This is a genomic window from Pseudomonas promysalinigenes (assembly GCF_014269025.2).
GTDB classification, from domain to species: domain Bacteria; phylum Pseudomonadota; class Gammaproteobacteria; order Pseudomonadales; family Pseudomonadaceae; genus Aquipseudomonas; species Aquipseudomonas promysalinigenes.
In genome coordinates this window covers 3242826-3258891 of sequence record NZ_CP077094.1, presented here as the reverse complement: position 1 = coordinate 3258891, position 16066 = coordinate 3242826, and the positions used below count along the sequence as shown (strand labels likewise).

General features: G+C 61.5%; 12 protein-coding genes. 3 read left to right on the top strand and 9 right to left on the bottom strand.

Annotation, left to right across the window (positions count from 1 at the left end; translation table 11 throughout):
* From HU725_RS14950 to gloB, 9 genes are all read right to left on the bottom strand, one after another.
* On the bottom strand, positions 1-906 hold the full coding sequence (locus tag HU725_RS14950; RefSeq protein WP_060478552.1) for a LysR family transcriptional regulator: 906 nt from the start codon (positions 904-906) through the stop codon (positions 1-3).
* A gap of 63 nt (positions 907-969) precedes the next feature.
* The gene (locus HU725_RS14945) at positions 970-3897 is read right to left on the bottom strand and encodes an aminotransferase (RefSeq protein WP_186478543.1); all 2928 of its coding nucleotides are present in this window, start codon (positions 3895-3897) and stop codon (positions 970-972) included.
* A gap of 140 nt (positions 3898-4037) precedes the next feature.
* Positions 4038-5633 carry an ABC transporter ATP-binding protein gene (locus tag HU725_RS14940; RefSeq protein ID WP_186478542.1) on the bottom strand — a complete coding sequence of 532 codons (1596 nt, stop codon included), beginning with the start codon at positions 5631-5633 and terminating at the stop codon, positions 4038-4040.
* 1 nt (position 5634) lies between these two features.
* On the bottom strand, positions 5635-6654 hold the full coding sequence (locus HU725_RS14935) for an ABC transporter permease (RefSeq protein ID WP_186478541.1): 1020 nt from the start codon (positions 6652-6654) through the stop codon (positions 5635-5637).
* A 1-nt stretch (position 6655) separates the two neighbouring features.
* Positions 6656-7729: a microcin C ABC transporter permease YejB gene (locus tag HU725_RS14930; RefSeq protein ID WP_186478540.1), complete on the bottom strand. Its 1074-nt coding sequence runs from the start codon at positions 7727-7729 to the stop codon at positions 6656-6658.
* A 1-nt stretch (position 7730) separates the two neighbouring features.
* Entirely contained in the window at positions 7731-9557 is a 1827-nt protein-coding gene (locus tag HU725_RS14925) for an extracellular solute-binding protein (protein WP_186478539.1), read from the bottom strand.
* Positions 9554-11326: an extracellular solute-binding protein gene (locus HU725_RS14920; protein ID WP_186478594.1), complete on the bottom strand. Its 1773-nt coding sequence runs from the start codon at positions 11324-11326 to the stop codon at positions 9554-9556. Before HU725_RS14920 ends, HU725_RS14925 begins: the two co-directional genes overlap by 4 nt.
* Before the next feature lie 211 nt (positions 11327-11537).
* A complete protein-coding gene (locus HU725_RS14915; protein ID WP_060479317.1) occupies positions 11538-12962 on the bottom strand; it encodes a lytic transglycosylase domain-containing protein in 1425 nt (474 codons plus the stop codon).
* Between the two features lie 100 nt (positions 12963-13062).
* On the bottom strand, positions 13063-13842 hold the full coding sequence (gene gloB / locus HU725_RS14910) for a hydroxyacylglutathione hydrolase (RefSeq protein WP_186478538.1): 780 nt from the start codon (positions 13840-13842) through the stop codon (positions 13063-13065).
* Positions 13843-13927: 85 nt separating this feature from the next.
* Between gloB and HU725_RS14905 the strand changes: the two genes are divergently transcribed.
* Genes HU725_RS14905 through dnaQ form a run of 3 tightly spaced genes read left to right on the top strand, consistent with a single transcriptional unit; the run spans position 13928 to position 15968 of the window.
* The gene (locus HU725_RS14905) at positions 13928-14701 is read left to right on the top strand and encodes a class I SAM-dependent methyltransferase (RefSeq protein WP_060479315.1); all 774 of its coding nucleotides are present in this window, start codon (positions 13928-13930) and stop codon (positions 14699-14701) included.
* A 13-nt stretch (positions 14702-14714) separates the two neighbouring features.
* Positions 14715-15161 (top strand): ribonuclease HI, encoded by a 447-nt coding sequence (rnhA, locus tag HU725_RS14900; RefSeq protein WP_060479314.1) that lies wholly within the window; start codon positions 14715-14717, stop codon positions 15159-15161.
* A 51-nt stretch (positions 15162-15212) separates the two neighbouring features.
* Positions 15213-15968: a DNA polymerase III subunit epsilon gene (gene dnaQ / locus HU725_RS14895; protein WP_225915491.1), complete on the top strand. Its 756-nt coding sequence runs from the start codon at positions 15213-15215 to the stop codon at positions 15966-15968.
* Positions 15969-16066 lie beyond the last annotated feature (98 nt).

The following is a 16066-nucleotide window of genomic DNA, read 5'->3' as shown; positions in this document are numbered from 1 at the left end:
TCAGGCCCTGGCCGGTTCCGTTTCGAACAGCTGGCGCATCACCTCAAGATAACGCCGCGCACCCAAGCCCAAGGGTCGTGGCTTGAGCCAAATGATGTCGACCCACAGCCGCAAGCGACTGGCCATGTTGTCAAAGCGCACTTCAGCCAGCGCTCCTGAGGCGATCAATGGCTCGACCAACGGCTGTGGCAGATAGGCCCAACCCAGCCCGGACTGCACCAGGTCCAAAGTCGCCAGGTAGCTGTCGGTCAACCATATCCGCCGCGACAGCACCATGCGCGGGTCGGAGCCGGTGGCCTTGCCGGAGGCCACGATGATCTGGCGCTGTTCGGCGAAGGCTTCCTCTGGCAGTGGCGTGCCGCTGTTGTTGCCGGCGGGGTGGCGTGGCGAGGCCACGGCCACCAGCAGCTGGCTGCCAGCTTCGAGAAATGATTCGCGCTCGTCGATACCAGGGCGCTCGAACACCAGTGCCAGCTGCACACTGCCGTCATGCAGCAAACGCACTGCTTCGGTTTGAGTCGCCGAGCGCACTTCGACTTCAAGGCTTGGAAACTCCTTGGCCAGTACTTCCAACGGCTGGCTCCAGCGGCCGGTCTGCAGCTCTGGGGCCATGGCGATGGTCAGGCGCTTTTCCAGCCCCTGATGTAGTTGCAGGGCTTGTGCATCGAGCAGGTTTAGCTGGCAGATGACCTGCCGCGCCTGTGGCTCCAAGGCCAAGGCGGCGCTGGTGGGCAGCGCCTTGCGTGTGGCTCGGTCGAACAGCGGCAGGTCCAGTTCGGCCTCCAGTTGCGCGATGGCCATGCTCACCGCCGACGGCACGCGCCCCAATTTGCGTGCTGCCGCTGAGAATGAGCCCGCTTCCAGGACGGCGAGGAAAATGGCCAGGGAGTCGCTGCTAAATGCCATGGGCGCAAACCTTGAGCAAGGGCCGGAAAGTATGAACACTGCACGGCCCGGTTGACAGCCCCCTTACAGACCTTCGCTCAACACACGGTCGATGCTGTCGACGAAATAATCGACGCTGGCGCGAGTGGTACACATGGGCGGCTTGATCTTGAGAATGTTCAAGTGGTCGCCAGTCGGCTGCATGAAGATCCCCAGCTCACGCAGGCGGTCGCAAAGCGCCATGGTTTCCTCGGTTGCAGGCTCCAGGGTTTCCCGGTCGCGTACCAGCTCCAGGCCCAGGTAGAACCCCGAGCCGTGGGCGGCACCGGCCAGCGGGTGCTTGCCTACCAGTGCCTGCAGGCGCGCCTTGAAATAGCGGCCAGTGTCGCGAGCGTTGTCCCACAGGCCTTCTTCCTGCATCACGTCCAGTACCGCCATGCCGATGCGGCAACTGACCGGGCTGCCGCCGGCCGATGAAAAGAAATAGCCCTCCGCTTCCAGTGCCTCGGCAATCTCGCGGCGGGTGATCACCACACCCAGCGGCTGGCCGTTGCCCATGCCCTTGGCCATGGTGATGATGTCCGGCACCACGCCCTGTTCCTCAAAGCCCCAGAAGTACTCGCCTAGGCGGCCGTAGCCCACCTGTACCTCGTCGGCGATGCATACCCCGCCGCGGGCGCGAACCTTGGCATAGGCCCCGCGCAGGTAACCGGCCGGTAGCGAGATACCGCCAGCATTGCCGTAAACGGGCTCGCAGATGATGCCGGCCAACTGGCGGCCACGGCCATCGAGCTCGGCCAGCTTGGCGTCGACGTCGCGCAGGTAGCCCTCGGCAGTGTCGGGCCCACGCAAGCGCCCGCGAAAGGTGTTCGGCGCCTCTACTGGGTGTACCCAGTCCGGTCGGGTTTCCAGAGCCTGCGGGTTGTCGGCGATGGAGGTGGAAATGGCGTCGGTGGCCACCGACCAGCCGTGGTAAGCCTCCAGTACGCTAAGCAGGTCGCGGCCGCCGCTGTAGGCCCATGCCAGGCGGATGGCCAGGTCATTGGCCTCGGTGCCGCTGTTGACCATGAAGACCCGGTCGAAGCCCTCAGGGGCCAGTTCGAGCAGGCGTTCGGAGAACTCGGTGATGGCAGCGTAATGGAAACGCGAGTTGGTGTTGAGCAGTGACCATTGGCGCGCAGATTCGGCGACCATGCGCGGGTGTCCGTGCCCCAGCACTGCGACGTTGTTGAGCATGTCCAGGTAGGAGCGTCCTTGCATGTCGATCAGGTAGTTGCGCCAGCCGCGCTCGATCTGTGGCGGTTGTTCATAATAGTGTTTCTGCGAGCGGGCAAAGCTGGCGTCGCGCCGGGCCAGAAGGGCCTGTGGGTCGGGCAACGGCTCAGCATTACAATCGATGCCCAGTAGTACCGCTGGCGACGGGCATAGCGCCAGCCAGGCAGCGGCTTGCGAAGGCGTGGCGAAAAACGGCGGTTCTAGGTGCGTGTCCAGACACAGCTGCACACTCAGCAAGCCGGCGCTAGTGCCCAGGGATTGCCCAGGCGCAACTGCCTGGCCATCGGCAAGGGCGCCTTCCAAACCCTGCAACCAAAGGGCCCAGTTCGGTGTGCGCAAGCAGCCGCGTCCACCGCTGTGGTGATGCCAGGTACCCGCTGCGGGCGCCTGTATGCGCTGGCCAAAGGGCACATGCAGGTCTACGCCCAGGGCGCACGTGGCGGGTTCTTCGGCGCGGTCGATGTGGGTTTGTGACAGGCGGTATTGCCCATGCAGGGTGCAGGCCGGTGCCGGCTGCGTGGCAAGCAGATGCTGGTCAAAGCCCGCCTGCTCCCAGTTCCCGGCTTCGTAATGGCGGCTGAGCACGCTCAGGTCGATGCGGTTGACGGGCTTGCCTGCCAGTTCAGGCAGTAAAGGTAGGCAGGCGCTGAACTCTACAGTGTCCGTCTTGAGGCCAGCAGCCTGGAGAATCGCCGCTTGCATAAGGCTCAGAGGCACGGCGGTGGCGGTATCGAAGATTTGCCACTCATGGGCGACGTTGGCGCGGGTGTATTCGTTGCCGGGGTCCACGGCCAGTTGTTGCGCGCTGCTCAGCACTAGCACCGCGGCACGGTTGAGCACCATTGGCCATAGCGCGCGCAGTTCGGCTTCGGTCAGTGGGTTGAGCGCCTGGTAGGCGCTGACTGCGGGCAGAATGCGCAGCGGGTCGCCTTCTGCATGGTGCAGTAAGGCTGAGCAGGTCACCGATAGGTCGGCCACGCGCCAGGTACGCGACAGGTCGCCAAAGTCGATCACCCCCTGCAGTTGCCATTGGCGCTGCTGGTCGCGGGCCCAGACGGTGTTGTCATCGGTGATGTCCAAGTGCACCGCTTGGGTCGGCAGCAGATCAGCCAATGGGGCCAGGTGCTCGCTGGCCAAGCGTGTGGCTTGCTCGACGCGCAAGCGTTGCCCGGCATCTTGCAGCACTGGCAGTAGATGCGCGATCAGCGCCTGGGCGTGGCGAGGATCCCACTGCAGGGTACGTTCAAGGCCTGGGTGGTCGAACCCGACCAAGGCTTTGTCAAGGCGTGCGCACAGCGCGCCCAGTTCGGCCATCAGGCGTTGCGGCATGTGTTTGAGGCGGGTCAACGGCTGGCCATCGATGTAGTCGAGCAGGCGTACCCGCAGGGGTTGGCCTTCGATCTCCACTGCCAGCAAGTTTTCGCCAGTTTGCGCTGCTTGCACCGCTGGCACTGGCAGGCCCTGATCGTGCAGGTAGGCCAGGGCGGCATGCTGTGCCTGCAATTCGACCTGGGCATAGCTGGCGTGGCAGGCTTTGAGCACGAAGCGACCTTCAGGCGCATCCACGCGCAGGTTCAGGTCTTGCTGGCTGCCCAGCGATGACAGTTCGCCCGCCAGACCATACTGCGCCTGCAGTAGCGCATGCGCCTGGGCTTGGCTAAGCGACGGGCTGGGCAGGCCTGAGCGCTGGATCAACGTGTCGAGGGCAGGGGACGTGGGCTGTTGTTGGCTAGGCATGGATTCTACCGTTGCTGCAGGGAGTTGACCGGGCAGAATTTATGCCCGATCTGGCTGATGATGAAAGACAATCGTGATCAGAAATTCTGACAACGATTGCCATCCACCTGCCAACCCCTAAACACCGTCACGTGCCTGCTCTAGCTCAAGAAAGCCGCTTCCAGCAGTTGCTGCGTGTACGCGTGCTGCGGGGCATGGAAGATAGTTTGCGCATCCCCTTGCTCCACCACATGCCCGTGCTTGATCACCATCAACTGGTGGCTCAATGCTTTCACCACCGCCAGGTCATGGCTGATGAACAGATAAGTCAGGTTGTACTTGTGCTGCAGATTGCGCAGCAACTCCACCACCTGCCGCTGCACCGTGCGGTCCAGTGCCGAAGTCGGCTCATCCAGCAGGATGAGGGCTGGTTTCAATACCAATGCTCTGGCGATGGCGATACGCTGGCGCTGGCCGCCAGAAAACTCATGCGGGTAGCGGTGGCGGGTGCTCGGGTCCAGGCCCACTTCTTCCAGCGCCGCAGTGATCGCGGCTTGCTGCTCGGCAGGCGTGCCGATCTTGTGAATCCGTAGCCCCTCGCCGACGATGTCCGCCACACACATGCGCGGGCTCAAGCTGCCGAATGGGTCCTGGAACACCACCTGCATCTCTCGGCGCAGTGGACGTACCTGTTTCTGGTTGAGCCCTTGCAGTTGCTGACCGTGGAAACGAATGCCGCCCTGACTGGAGATCAGGCGCAAGATCGCCAGACCCAGCGTCGATTTGCCCGACCCGGACTCACCGACGATTCCCAACGTCTGCCCTTGTGGCAGGCTGAAGTTGACGCCGTCCACTGCCTTTACGTGGTCAACCGTCTTACGCAACAGGCCCTTTTTGATCGGGAACCACACCTTCAGGTCTTCGACCTCCAGTAAAGGCGCGCCAACTGGATTGTGCGCAGGCAGCCCGCTAGGCTCGGCGTTGATCAGCATTTGCGTGTAGGGGTGCTGTGGCGCACTGAACAGGGTCGCGCACTCAGCCTGTTCGACAATCTGCCCGCGCTGCATCACGCACACCCGGTGGGCAATGCGCCGCACCAGGTTGAGGTCGTGGCTGATTAACAGCAATGCCATGCCCAGGCGCGCTTGCAGTTGCTTGAGCAGCTCGAGAATCTTCAGCTGCACAGTCACATCGAGCGCTGTGGTGGGTTCGTCGGCAATCAGCAGCTCGGGCTCGTTGGCCAGCGCCATGGCAATCATCACCCGCTGACGCTGGCCGCCTGAAAGCTCATGGGGTAACGCCTTGAGGCGTTTATGCGGTTCGGGGATACCGACCATTTCCAGCAGTTCCAGGGTTCGTGCGGTGGCTTGCTTGCCGGTCAGGCCTTTATGCAACAGCAGGATCTCGTTGATCTGCTTTTCGATGCTATGCAGCGGGTTCAACGAGGTCATCGGCTCCTGGAAAATCATCGCGATGCGGTCGCCACGAATGCGCTGCATGGTCTTTTCGCTTTGCTTAAGCAGGTCTTTGCCTTCGTAGCCAATGCTGCCGCCAGGGTGACGGGCAAGCGGGTAGGGCAAAAGGCGCAGGATCGAATGCGCGGTCACCGATTTACCCGAACCGCTTTCGCCGACCAGCGCCAGGGTTTCACCCTTGCGGATGTCGAAGCTGATGCCGTCGACCACACGGTTGACCTGCTCGCCGGTGACAAACTCCACGGCCAGGTCGCGCACTTCGATCAGGTTCTGTTCGCTCATTTCATTTCCTCGGGTCGAAGGCATCGCGGGCGGATTCGCCGATGAACACCAGCAGGCTCAACATGATCGCCAGCACGGCGAAGGCGCTGATACCCAACCACGGGGCTTGCAGATTGGACTTGCCTTGTGCCACCAGCTCCCCAAGCGACGGTGCGCCCGGCGGTAGGCCGAAGCCGAGGAAGTCCAGCGCGGTCAGGGTGCCGATGGCTCCGGTGAGGATGAATGGCATGAAGGTCATGGTGGAAATCATGGCGTTGGGCAGGATGTGCCGGTACATGATCGCGCCATTGCGCATGCCCAGGGCGCGGGCCGCGCGCACGTATTCCAGGTTGCGCCCGCGCAGAAATTCAGCGCGCACCACATCGACCAGGCTCATCCACGAGAACAGCAGCATGATGCCCAGCAGCCACCAGAAGTTGGGTTGCACGAAACTGGCAAGAATGATCAGCAGATACAGCACCGGCAGGCCGGACCAGATTTCCAGAAAGCGCTGCCCCGCCAGATCCACCCAGCCGCCGTAGAACCCCTGCAAGGCACCGGCAATGACCCCGATGATGGAACTCAGCACGGTCAGGGTAAGGGCGAACAGGACCGAGACGCGGAAACCGTAGATCACCCGCGCCAGCACATCCCGGCCCTGGTCGTCTGTGCCCAGCCAGTTGTCGGTGGAGGGCGGCGCCGGGGCTGGTACACGCAGGTCGTAGTTGATGCTCTGGTAGCTGAATGGAATGGGCGCCCAAATTACCAGGCTGTCTTTTTTCTCCAGCAGGTCGCGGATGTACGGGCTCTTGTAGTTGGCCTCCAACGGGAATTCGCCACCGAAGGTGGTTTCCGGGTAGCGCTTGAACGCAGGGAAATACCAAGAGCCTTCATAACGCACCGCGATGGGTTTGTCGTTGGCGATCAGCTCGGCGCCGAGGCTCAGGCCGAACAGGATCAGGAACAGCCACAGCGACCACCAGCCTCGGCGGTTGGCCTTGAAGCGCTCGAAGCGCCGGCGGTTGAGGGGGGACAGTGCCATGTCAGTGCTCCCGGCTGGCGAAGTCGATGCGTGGATCGACCAGGGTGTAGGTCAGGTCGCCGATCAATTTCACCACCAGCCCTAGCAGGGTGAAGATGAACAAGGTGCCGAAGACCACCGGGTAGTCGCGGTTGATCGCCGCTTCGAAACTCATCAGGCCAAGGCCATCGAGGCTGAATATCACCTCGATCAGCAATGACCCTGTGAAAAAGATGCCGATGAATGCCGACGGGAAGCCGGCGATAACCAGCAACATGGCGTTGCGGAACACATGCCCATACAGCACCCGCGGCCGGCTCAGGCCTTTGGCTTTGGCGGTGACCACGTATTGTTTGTTGATTTCGTCGAGGAAGCTGTTCTTGGTCAGCAGGGTCATGGTGGCGAAGTTGCCGATGACCAAAGCGGTGATCGGCAGTACCAGATGCCAGAAATAATCGAGCACTTTGCCCGTGGTGGACAGTTCATCGAAGTTGTTGGACGTCAGCCCCCGCAGCGGGAACCAGTCGAAGTAGCTGCCCCCGGCGAACAGCACGATCAGCAGGATCGCGAACAGGAATGCAGGGATCGCATAGCCGACGATGATGGCCGAGCTGGTCCAGACATCGAAGTGGCTGCCGTGACGCACTGCCTTGGCGATCCCCAGGGGGATCGATACCAGGTACATGATCAGTGTGCTCCACAGCCCCAGTGAAATCGACACAGGCATCTTCTCGGCGATCAGGTCGATGACCTTGGCATCGCGGAAGAAGCTGTTGCCAAAATCCAGCGTGGCGTAGTTCTTGACCATGATCCACAAGCGCTCGGGCGCCGACTTGTCGAAGCCGTACATGTGCTCGATTTCGGCGATCAGGGCTGGGTCCAGGCCTTGGGCGCCGCGGTAGTTGGAGCCGGCCACGGAGACTTCGGCGCCACCACCTGCGATGCGGCTGGTGGCACCGTCGAAACCTTCGAGCTTGGCGATCATCTGTTCAACCGGGCCGCCAGGGGCGGCCTGCACGATGATGAAGTTGATGATCAGAATGCCGAAGAGGGTAGGGATGATCAGCAGCAGGCGGCGCAGGATATATGCCAGCATGTCAGTTGGCCTCATCCGTTGGCGCTTCGGTGACCGCCGGGGCCACGTTTGGCTTGATCCACCAGGTGTCGATGCCGACGTCGTACTTGGGTGAAACCTTGGGGTGGCCAATGTGGTTCCAATAGGCCACACGGTTGGTTTTGATGTGCCAGTTGGGTATCACGTAGTAGCCCCATTGCAGCACGCGATCCAGGGCGCGGCAGTGCTCGATCAGGCTCTGGCGGGAGTCGGCGTTGATCAGCCCTTCTACCAGCTGGTCGATTGCCGGGTCGCGCAGGCCGATGAAGTTGCGGCTGCCGGGGTTGTCGGCGGCGGCGCTGCTCCAGTATTCGCGCTGCTCGTTGCCCGGGGAATTGGATTGCGAGAAACCGCCGACGATCATGTCGAAGTCGCGCGAGCGCAAGCGGTTGATGTACTGCGAAACGTCTACGCGACGTATTTCGAAGCCAATGCCCAGGTCGGCAAGGTTTCGCTTGAACGGCAACAGCACGCGCTCGAACTGAGTCTGCGCCAGCAGGAACTCGATACTCACTGGCTTGCCATTCTGGTCGACCATCTTGTCATCGACAATCTTCCAACCGGCCTCCTGGAGCAGCTTATAGGCCTGGCGTTGGTTCTCGCGGATCATGCCGCTACCGTCGGTCACCGGGTTGGCAAAGGCTTGGCTGAACACCTGGTCCGGGACCTTGCCGCGCAGCGGTTCGAGGATTTTCAGCTCGGCGGGTGAGGGCAGACCCGTTGCGGCCATTTCCGAGTTTTCGAAATAGCTGCCGGTGCGTATGTACGCGCCGTTGAACAACTGCTTGTTGGTCCACTGGAAGTCGAACAGCAAGCTCAGCGCCTTGCGCACTCGCACATCCTGAAACACAGGCTTGCGCAGGTTGAAGATGAAACCTTGCATACCCACCGGGTTGCCGTTGGGTATTTCTTCCTTGATCAGGCGCCCCTCGCGCACGGCGGGCACATCATAGGCTGTGGCCCAGTTCTTGGCGCTGACTTCAAGCTCATAATCGAACGCGCCGGCTTTTAATGCCTCCAAAGCCACGTTGTTGTCACGGTAGACATCGAAGGTCATGGCGTCGAAGTTGTAGAAGCCTCGGTTGAGCGGCAGGTCCTTGGCCCAGTAGTCTTTGACCCGCTCATAGCGTATCGAACGCCCAGCCTTGACCTGGGCGACCTTGTAGGGGCCGCTGCCAAGCGGCGGCTCGAGATTGCCGCGGGTGAACTCGCGGTTCTCGTACCAGTGCTTGGGCAGCACTGGTAACTGGCCCAGGATCAACGGCAGTTCGCGGTTGTTGTTGTGCTTGAATTTGAACAGCACTTTCAGTGGGTCTTCGGCGACTACATCGGCGACATCGCCGTAGTACTGGCGGTACAGCGGTGCGCCGTCTTTGATCAGGGTGTTGAACGTGAACACCACGTCCTCAGCGCGCATCGGGTGGCCGTCGTGGAACCGCGCTTCGGGCCTTAGATAGAAGCGCACCCAGCTATTGTCAGGGGCTTTTTCGATCTTGCCGGCGACCAAACCGTACTCGGTGAACGGCTCGTCCAGGCTCTGGCGCATCAAGGTGTCATATATGATGCCAACGTTATCGGCGGGCACCCCTTTATTGATGAACGGGTTGAGGCTGTCGAACCCGCCAAAGCTGGCCTGGCGAAACGTGCCGCCCTTGGGCGCATCAGGGTTCACGTAATCGAAGTGCTTGAAATCTGCCGGGTATTTCGGCGGTTCATCGTACAAGGTCAGCGCATGTTGCGGCGCGGCCAGCGCGGGCAGGCTCAGGCAGGCGAACAGCAGGCTGCAGGCCAGGCGATGCGTCGGCTTCATTGGGCGTTCTCCGAAGGCTTGATCCACCAGGTATTCAACCCAAGGGTGTAGGGCGGCGTGGTGACGAAGGCGAACCGGTTGCGGTAGGCCAGGCGGTGATTGTCGAGGTACCAGTTGGGAATCATGTAGTACTGCCACGAGAGCACCCGGTCCAGGGCGCGGGCGGCGGCAACCTGATCGTCACGGCTGCGCGCTGCCAGCAAGGTGTCGAGCAGGTGGTCGACCACAGGGTCCTTGACCCCGGCGTAATTCTTGCTGCCCTTGATCGCGGCCTGGCTGGAATGGAAGTACAACCATTGCTCAAGGCCTGGGCTCAGGGTCTGGTTCAAGGTCATCAGAATCATGTCGAAATCGAACTGGTCCAGGCGTTGTTTGTACTGGGCACGGTCCACGGTACGCAAGCGAGCATCGATACCGATACTGGCGAGGTTTTCGACATAAGGTTGCAGGATGCGTTCGAGGCTTGGGTTTACCAGCAGCAGTTCCATCCTGAAGGGTTGACCCTTGGCATCGACCAGGCGTTGGCCATCGAGCTTCCAGCCGGCCTGGTTGAGTAGGCCAAGGGCTTGGCGCAGGGTCTGGCGACCAATACCCCGCCCGTCGGTATGGCTGACCTGATAGGGCTGGGTGAACAGTTTCTTGGGCAGTTGTTCACGCAGCGGCGCCAGCAGCAGCCATTCCTTGCCTGTGGGCAGGCCGCTGGCGGCGAACTCGCTGTTGGGGTAGTAGCTGGTCGCGCGGCGGTAGGCGCTGCTGAACAGTGCGCGGTTGGTCCATTCGAAATCGAGCATCAAGCCCAGCGCCTGGCGCACCTTGGGGTCGCTGAAGGTCGCCCGGCGGCTGTTCATGAACAGCCCCTGGGTCTGGGTTGGGATGCGGTGAGGGATCTGTGCTTTGATCACCTCGCCACGGCGCACCGCAGGGAAGTTGTATCCGTTGGCCCAATTCTTGGCCTGGTGCTCGATATAAATGTCGAATTCACCAGCCTTGAACGCTTCGAAGGCCACAGTGGAATCCCTGTAGAACTCGTACTCGACTCGGTTGAAGTTGTACTTACCCCGATTGACCGGCAAGTTCTTGCCCCAGTAGTTCTTGACCCGCTCAAATACCAGACGCCTGCCAGGTTCTACTTGAGTGATGCGATAGGGGCCACTGCCCAGCGGCGGTTCGAACGTAGTGGCCTCGAAGTCGCGCTTTTGCCAGTAGTGCTTGGGCAGCACTGGCATTTCGCCCAGGCGCAGGATCAGCAGCGGGTTACCAGCACGCTTGAACACAAAGCGGATACGCAGTGGGCCGAGGATATCAACGCGTTGTACTTCCTGCAGATTGGTGCGGTAGAGCGGGTGCCCTTGCTTGAGCAGGGTACGGTAGGAAAACGCCACGTCGGCGGCGGTGATCGGCGCGCCATCATGCCAGCGCGCTTCCGGGCGCAGGTTGAAGACCACCCAACTGCGGTCTTCGCTGTATTCCACCGAGCGGGCGATCAGGCCGTAACTGGACGTCGCTTCGTCACCGGAAGGGTCGTACTGACCGGTACCGACCATCAACGTTTCGTTCAGCTCGTTGACGCCGTACTGCAAGAAGTTTGGCGTGGTGACCGGGCTGGTGCCTTTGAAGGTATAAGGGTTTAGCGTGTCGAACGTTCCGAACGCCATGGCCCGCAAGGTGCCGCCCTTGGGCGCTTGCGGGTTGACCCAGTCGAAGTGGGTGAATGTGGCTGGGTACTTGAGCGTGCCGAACTGCGCGTATCCGTGGCTTTCGCTCACCATCGCGAAGGTAGGGAAGCTCAAGGCCAGGCTGAGTGACAGCAGGAGGGGACGTATCAAGTCGGCATCCGATCCAGAGGCGTTGGGCTTGGGTCGCAGTACAGTAACAGCTTGGCGGGTATGGAAAAAGAGAGAGTCAGCAGACGATCGAGTACTCGCTCTGCTGCAAGCGACCTTGCGTCGCAAAAGGGCTGCAAAGCAGCCCCGGTATCGATCAGTGCGAGAGGTAGACGGTCAACGTCTGGCCGGGCTTGAGTGCATGCCCGCTGCGAGGATTCCAGCGCTTGAGGTGCTGCATTTCGACATTGAAACGTTTGGCAACAAGATACAGAGAGTCACCCTTGCGCACCTTGTATTGGGTGGAGCGTTGCCCAGAGGCCGCCACCCGGTTGCCCGCCGCGCTCGGTGCGCTGCCACCGCGCAGGGCCAATACCTGGCCTGCCTTCACGCGATTGCCAGACAGCTTGTTCCAGCGTTGGATGTCTTTGACGGCAACCCGGTTGGCCCTGGCGATAGTGCTCAGGCTGTCGCCACGCTTGACCCTGTAGCTGCGGGCTGCCGGCCCTCGGGCTTCTGCCACGGCAGCGGCGAACACGGCCTTGTTAGGCTGCAGGCTGATCAGCTGTTCAGGCTTGAGGTTCGACAGGCTGTCGCTGAGCAGCTGCGCTTTGGCAGTCGGCACCAGCAGCTGCTTGGGGCCATCGACCGTCATGCGTTTCTTGAAGGCTGGGTTGAGCTGGATCAGCTCGTCTTCGTCGATGTTGGCGAAGGCGGCGACCCGTGACAGATCGAGGCGATCATTGATGGCTACCGCTTCGAAATAGGGCTCATTGGCGATCGGGTTGAGGTTCACTCCATAAGCCTCAGGGGTGGAAACGACCTGCGACAGGGCCAACAGCTTGGGCACGTAGTCACGGGTTTCCTGGGGCAGCGGCAGGTTCCAGTAGTCGGTTGGCAGCCCCAGCTTCTCGTTGCGCTCGATGGCCCGGCTGACGGTACCTTCGCCAGCATTGTAAGCAGCCAAGGCCAGCAGCCAGTCGCCGTTGAACATGTCATGCAGGCGGGTCAGGTAGTCCAGTGCAGCGTTGGTCGAGGCGGTGATGTCGCGGCGCCCGTCATAGAAGTTGGTCTGGCGCAGGTTGAAGTGACGACCTGTGGCCGGCATGAACTGCCACATGCCGGCAGCACTGGCGCGCGAGTAGGCCATTGGGTTGTAGGCGCTTTCGATGGCAGGGAGCAGGGCCAGCTCCAGGGGCATGTCGCGCTCTTCAAGACGCTCGACGATGTAATGCAGATAAAGGCTGCCGCGCTCGCCTGCGCTTTCGATGAAGGTCGGGTTACTGGCGAACCACAGGCGCTGCTGCTCGATGCGTGGGTTGACGTCGATGCTGTCCTGCAGCGCGAAGCCCTGGCGCATACGCTCCCACACGTCCTGTGGTGGTTGCGCCGGTTTGACCGCCAGCGGTGAGGGCTTGTGCTTGATTCGGGCCTGGTAGCTGTGCGCGCGAACGCTGTCGGATTCATCGAGCTGACGGGTGCTCTGGCAACCCACCAGGGTGGCGGCCAGGGCCAGCGCACTGATTTGGGCCAGGCGCGTCAGGGCGACTGAATGAGCGGTTCTGCGGCTTCGAGAAGACATCGGCTGACAGGGTTATCCGGGCAAAAAATTTCGGCGATTCTAGAAACCGCACCCGCCCGGGTCAACCGTTGACATCCCTGTACGATATATCTTGAGGTTATCAGAAGGTGTCCTTCCAAGACCTCAAAGCAGCAAAAACAGTGACCTGCGAGTCGTTCGAATGTCCCTTCCATTCGTCTGCTTTTTGTTTAACTAATGTTTCAGCGGTACGTAAAAAGGGGTTTGTCAGCCGCTCGAGTGCAATAGTTGATGGCAGTGTGATGCGATTTTCAGCGCGCAATCGGGTAACTTCCTCGAACCGCTGTAGAACGTGCGGATTAGAGGGCTCCACGGCTTTGGCAAAACGTAAATTGCTCAAGGTGTATTCATGGGCACAATAGACCTCGGTTTGCTCAGGCAGCGCCGCCAGGCGCGCAAGGGCTGGTTGCATCTGCTGCGCGGTGCCTTCGAACATGCGCCCACAGCCGGCAGCGAACAAGGTGTCGCCACTGAACAGCAAAGGGGTTGCCGGTTGATCGCTGAAATACGCGATATGCCCAAGGGTATGGCCGGGCACCGCCAATACTTCGAAAGCGATGCCCAATACGCTGACCTGATCGCCGTCGTCCAGCGCCATGTCGCGGGCAGGGATCGATTCATGGGCTGGGCCACAGACACGGGCACCGGTTAGCTGCTTTAGGCGCTCGACGCCGCCGACATGGTCGTTGTGGTGATGGGTGATCATGATGGTATCGAGCACCCAGCCAGGGTTGGCCGCCAACCAGGCGTGTACTGGGCCGGCGTCACCGGGGTCGACCACCGCGCAGCGGCGTTTGGCAGTATCCTGTAACAACCAGATGTAGTTGTCGGAGAAAGCGGGAAGAGCGTCGATCTGTATCATGATGCGGATCCGTATCGCCAAGCGTGGCACATGAAGGCATCTTAGCCGCGATGACGCACAGCGAGAACCTTCGAGGGAGAGCGCAATGACCGATCAAGCCTTTGCTCAGGCCGACCCGCAGTGGGTCGAACTGATCAGCCAGGCCCGTGAGTGGTTCAACGGCCCACTTGGCCTAATGATGCTCAAAGAAGAAGAAAAGCTGCTCGAAGAAGAGCTGGGGCGCTTCTTCGGTGGCTATCTGGTGCACTATGGCCCTAGTGCCGATGCGCCGCCCAGCGCCCCGCAGGTGCAGCGCAACGTGCGCCTTGGTGCACCGCTGCCGGGCGTGGAAATCGTCTGCGAAGAACAGGCCTGGCCGTTGAGCGAGCACGCCGCCGATGTGGTGGTGCTGCAGCATGGCTTGGACTTCAGCCTGTCGCCCCACGGGCTGCTGCGTGAAGCGGCCAGTGCGGTGCGCCCTGGTGGTCACTTGCTGATCGTCGGCATCAACCCCTGGAGCGGCTGGGGCGTGCGTCACCTGTTCAGTAAGGGCGCCTTGCGTAAAGCGCGCTGCATCTCCCCGTCACGGGTGGGCGACTGGCTCAACCTGCTGGGCTTTGCGCTGGAGAAACGCCGCTTCGGGTGCTATCGTCCGCCGCTCACTTCGCCGGCTTGGCAACAACGCCTGGCCGGTTGGGAGCGGATGGCCGGAGGGTGGCAGTGTGCGGGGGGCGGGGTCTACCTGCTGGTGGCCCGCAAGATGGTGGTGGGCCTGCGGCCTCTGCGCCAAGCGCGGCGTGAACCGATGGGCAAGCTGCTGCCGCTGCCTTTGGCCAAGGTCAACCGTACCGCCGCCGATCCGGATACCGATAAGCACTGAACATGAGTGGTACATGAGCGATAGCGTCGAGATGTATACCGATGGCGCCTGCAAGGGCAACCCCGGCCCCGGGGGCTGGGGCGTCCTGCTGGTCTTCAAGGGCGTCGAGAAGGAATTGTGGGGAGGCGAGCGCGAAACCACCAACAATCGCATGGAGCTGATGGCCGCTATTCAGGGGCTGATGGCACTCAAGCGCGAGTGCGACGTTGTGCTCACCACCGACTCGCAGTACGTGATGAAAGGTATCAACGAATGGATGGCCAACTGGAAGAAACGCGGTTGGAAAACCGCGGCCAAAGAACCGGTGAAAAACGCCGACCTGTGGCAGTTGCTCGATGAACAGGTCAACCGCCACAAGGTGACCTGGAAGTGGGTGCGCGGGCACATCGGCCACCCTGGCAACGAGCGGGCCGACCAATTGGCCAATCGCGGCGTCGAGCAAGTGCGCGCCCAGCGTTGAGCTGCGTTACAATCGCCGCCTCAGTAAACGATGCAAGTTGGAGCGCCCCGCGTGGAGCAGCAAGACAAACGCCTGGTCATTCTCGATACCGAAACCACCGGTATGCCGGTCAGCGAAGGTCACCGGATTATCGAGATCGGTTGTGTCGAAGTCATTGGCCGGCGCCTGACCGGGCGGCATTTTCACGTCTATCTGCAGCCTGACCGCGAAAGCGACGAAGGCGCGATCAACGTCCACGGTATCACTGATGCGTTTCTGGTCGGCAAACCGCGCTTTGCCGATGTAGCCGAAGAATTCTTCGAGTTCATCCAGGGTGCCACCCTGGTCATCCATAACGCTGCATTCGACGTTGGCTTCATCAACAACGAGTTCGCTTTGCTGGGGCAGAGCGACCGAGCTGACATCGCCAACCACTGCACCATCCTCGATACCCTGCTGTTGGCCCGTGCGCGCCATCCGGGGCAGCGCAACAGCCTCGATGCGCTGTGTAAACGCTACGACATCGACAACTCAGGCCGCGAGTTGCACGGCGCGCTGCTCGACTCCGAGTTGCTGGCCGACGTTTACCTGGCGATGACCGGTGGCCAGACCAGCCTGTCGCTGGCCGGTCATGGGGCTGATGCTAACGATGATGAGCAGGCCAGCGGTGGCAGCGAGATTCGCCGCATCGTCGGACGTGCGCCGGGGCGGGTGATCCTGGCCAATGCCGAGGAGTTGGAGGCCCATGCCGAACGGCTGGCGGCAGTTGCCAAGTCGGCTGGCGGGCCCTCGATGTGGCAAACCCTGACTGAGCCGCCTGCCAGCTGATCGGTTTTTTCAACTGGCCTCACCGCGGCCAGGCGCTGTGCCACAGATTTGCTTCTAGGTGCCAATAGCGGGTTTACCCGCGAAGAGGCCAGCGCAGT

Coding starts and splice junctions, on each gene's coding strand:
- HU725_RS14905 (WP_060479315.1), top strand. CDS start 13,928: ATGACCGATCAAGCCTTTGCTCAGGCCGACCCGCAGTGGGTCGAACTG.
- HU725_RS14920 (WP_186478594.1), bottom strand. CDS start 11,326: ATGGTGAGCGAAAGCCACGGATACGCGCAGTTCGGCACGCTCAAGTAC.
- rnhA (WP_060479314.1), top strand. CDS start 14,715: ATGAGCGATAGCGTCGAGATGTATACCGATGGCGCCTGCAAGGGCAAC.
- HU725_RS14930 (WP_186478540.1), bottom strand. CDS start 7,729: ATGCTGGCATATATCCTGCGCCGCCTGCTGCTGATCATCCCTACCCTC.
- HU725_RS14935 (WP_186478541.1), bottom strand. CDS start 6,654: ATGGCACTGTCCCCCCTCAACCGCCGGCGCTTCGAGCGCTTCAAGGCC.
- HU725_RS14950 (WP_060478552.1), bottom strand. CDS start 906: ATGGCATTTAGCAGCGACTCCCTGGCCATTTTCCTCGCCGTCCTGGAA.
- HU725_RS14915 (WP_060479317.1), bottom strand. CDS start 12,962: ATGTCTTCTCGAAGCCGCAGAACCGCTCATTCAGTCGCCCTGACGCGC.
- HU725_RS14940 (WP_186478542.1), bottom strand. CDS start 5,633: ATGAGCGAACAGAACCTGATCGAAGTGCGCGACCTGGCCGTGGAGTTT.
- gloB (WP_186478538.1), bottom strand. CDS start 13,842: ATGATACAGATCGACGCTCTTCCCGCTTTCTCCGACAACTACATCTGG.
- HU725_RS14925 (WP_186478539.1), bottom strand. CDS start 9,557: ATGAAGCCGACGCATCGCCTGGCCTGCAGCCTGCTGTTCGCCTGCCTG.
- HU725_RS14945 (WP_186478543.1), bottom strand. CDS start 3,897: ATGCCTAGCCAACAACAGCCCACGTCCCCTGCCCTCGACACGTTGATC.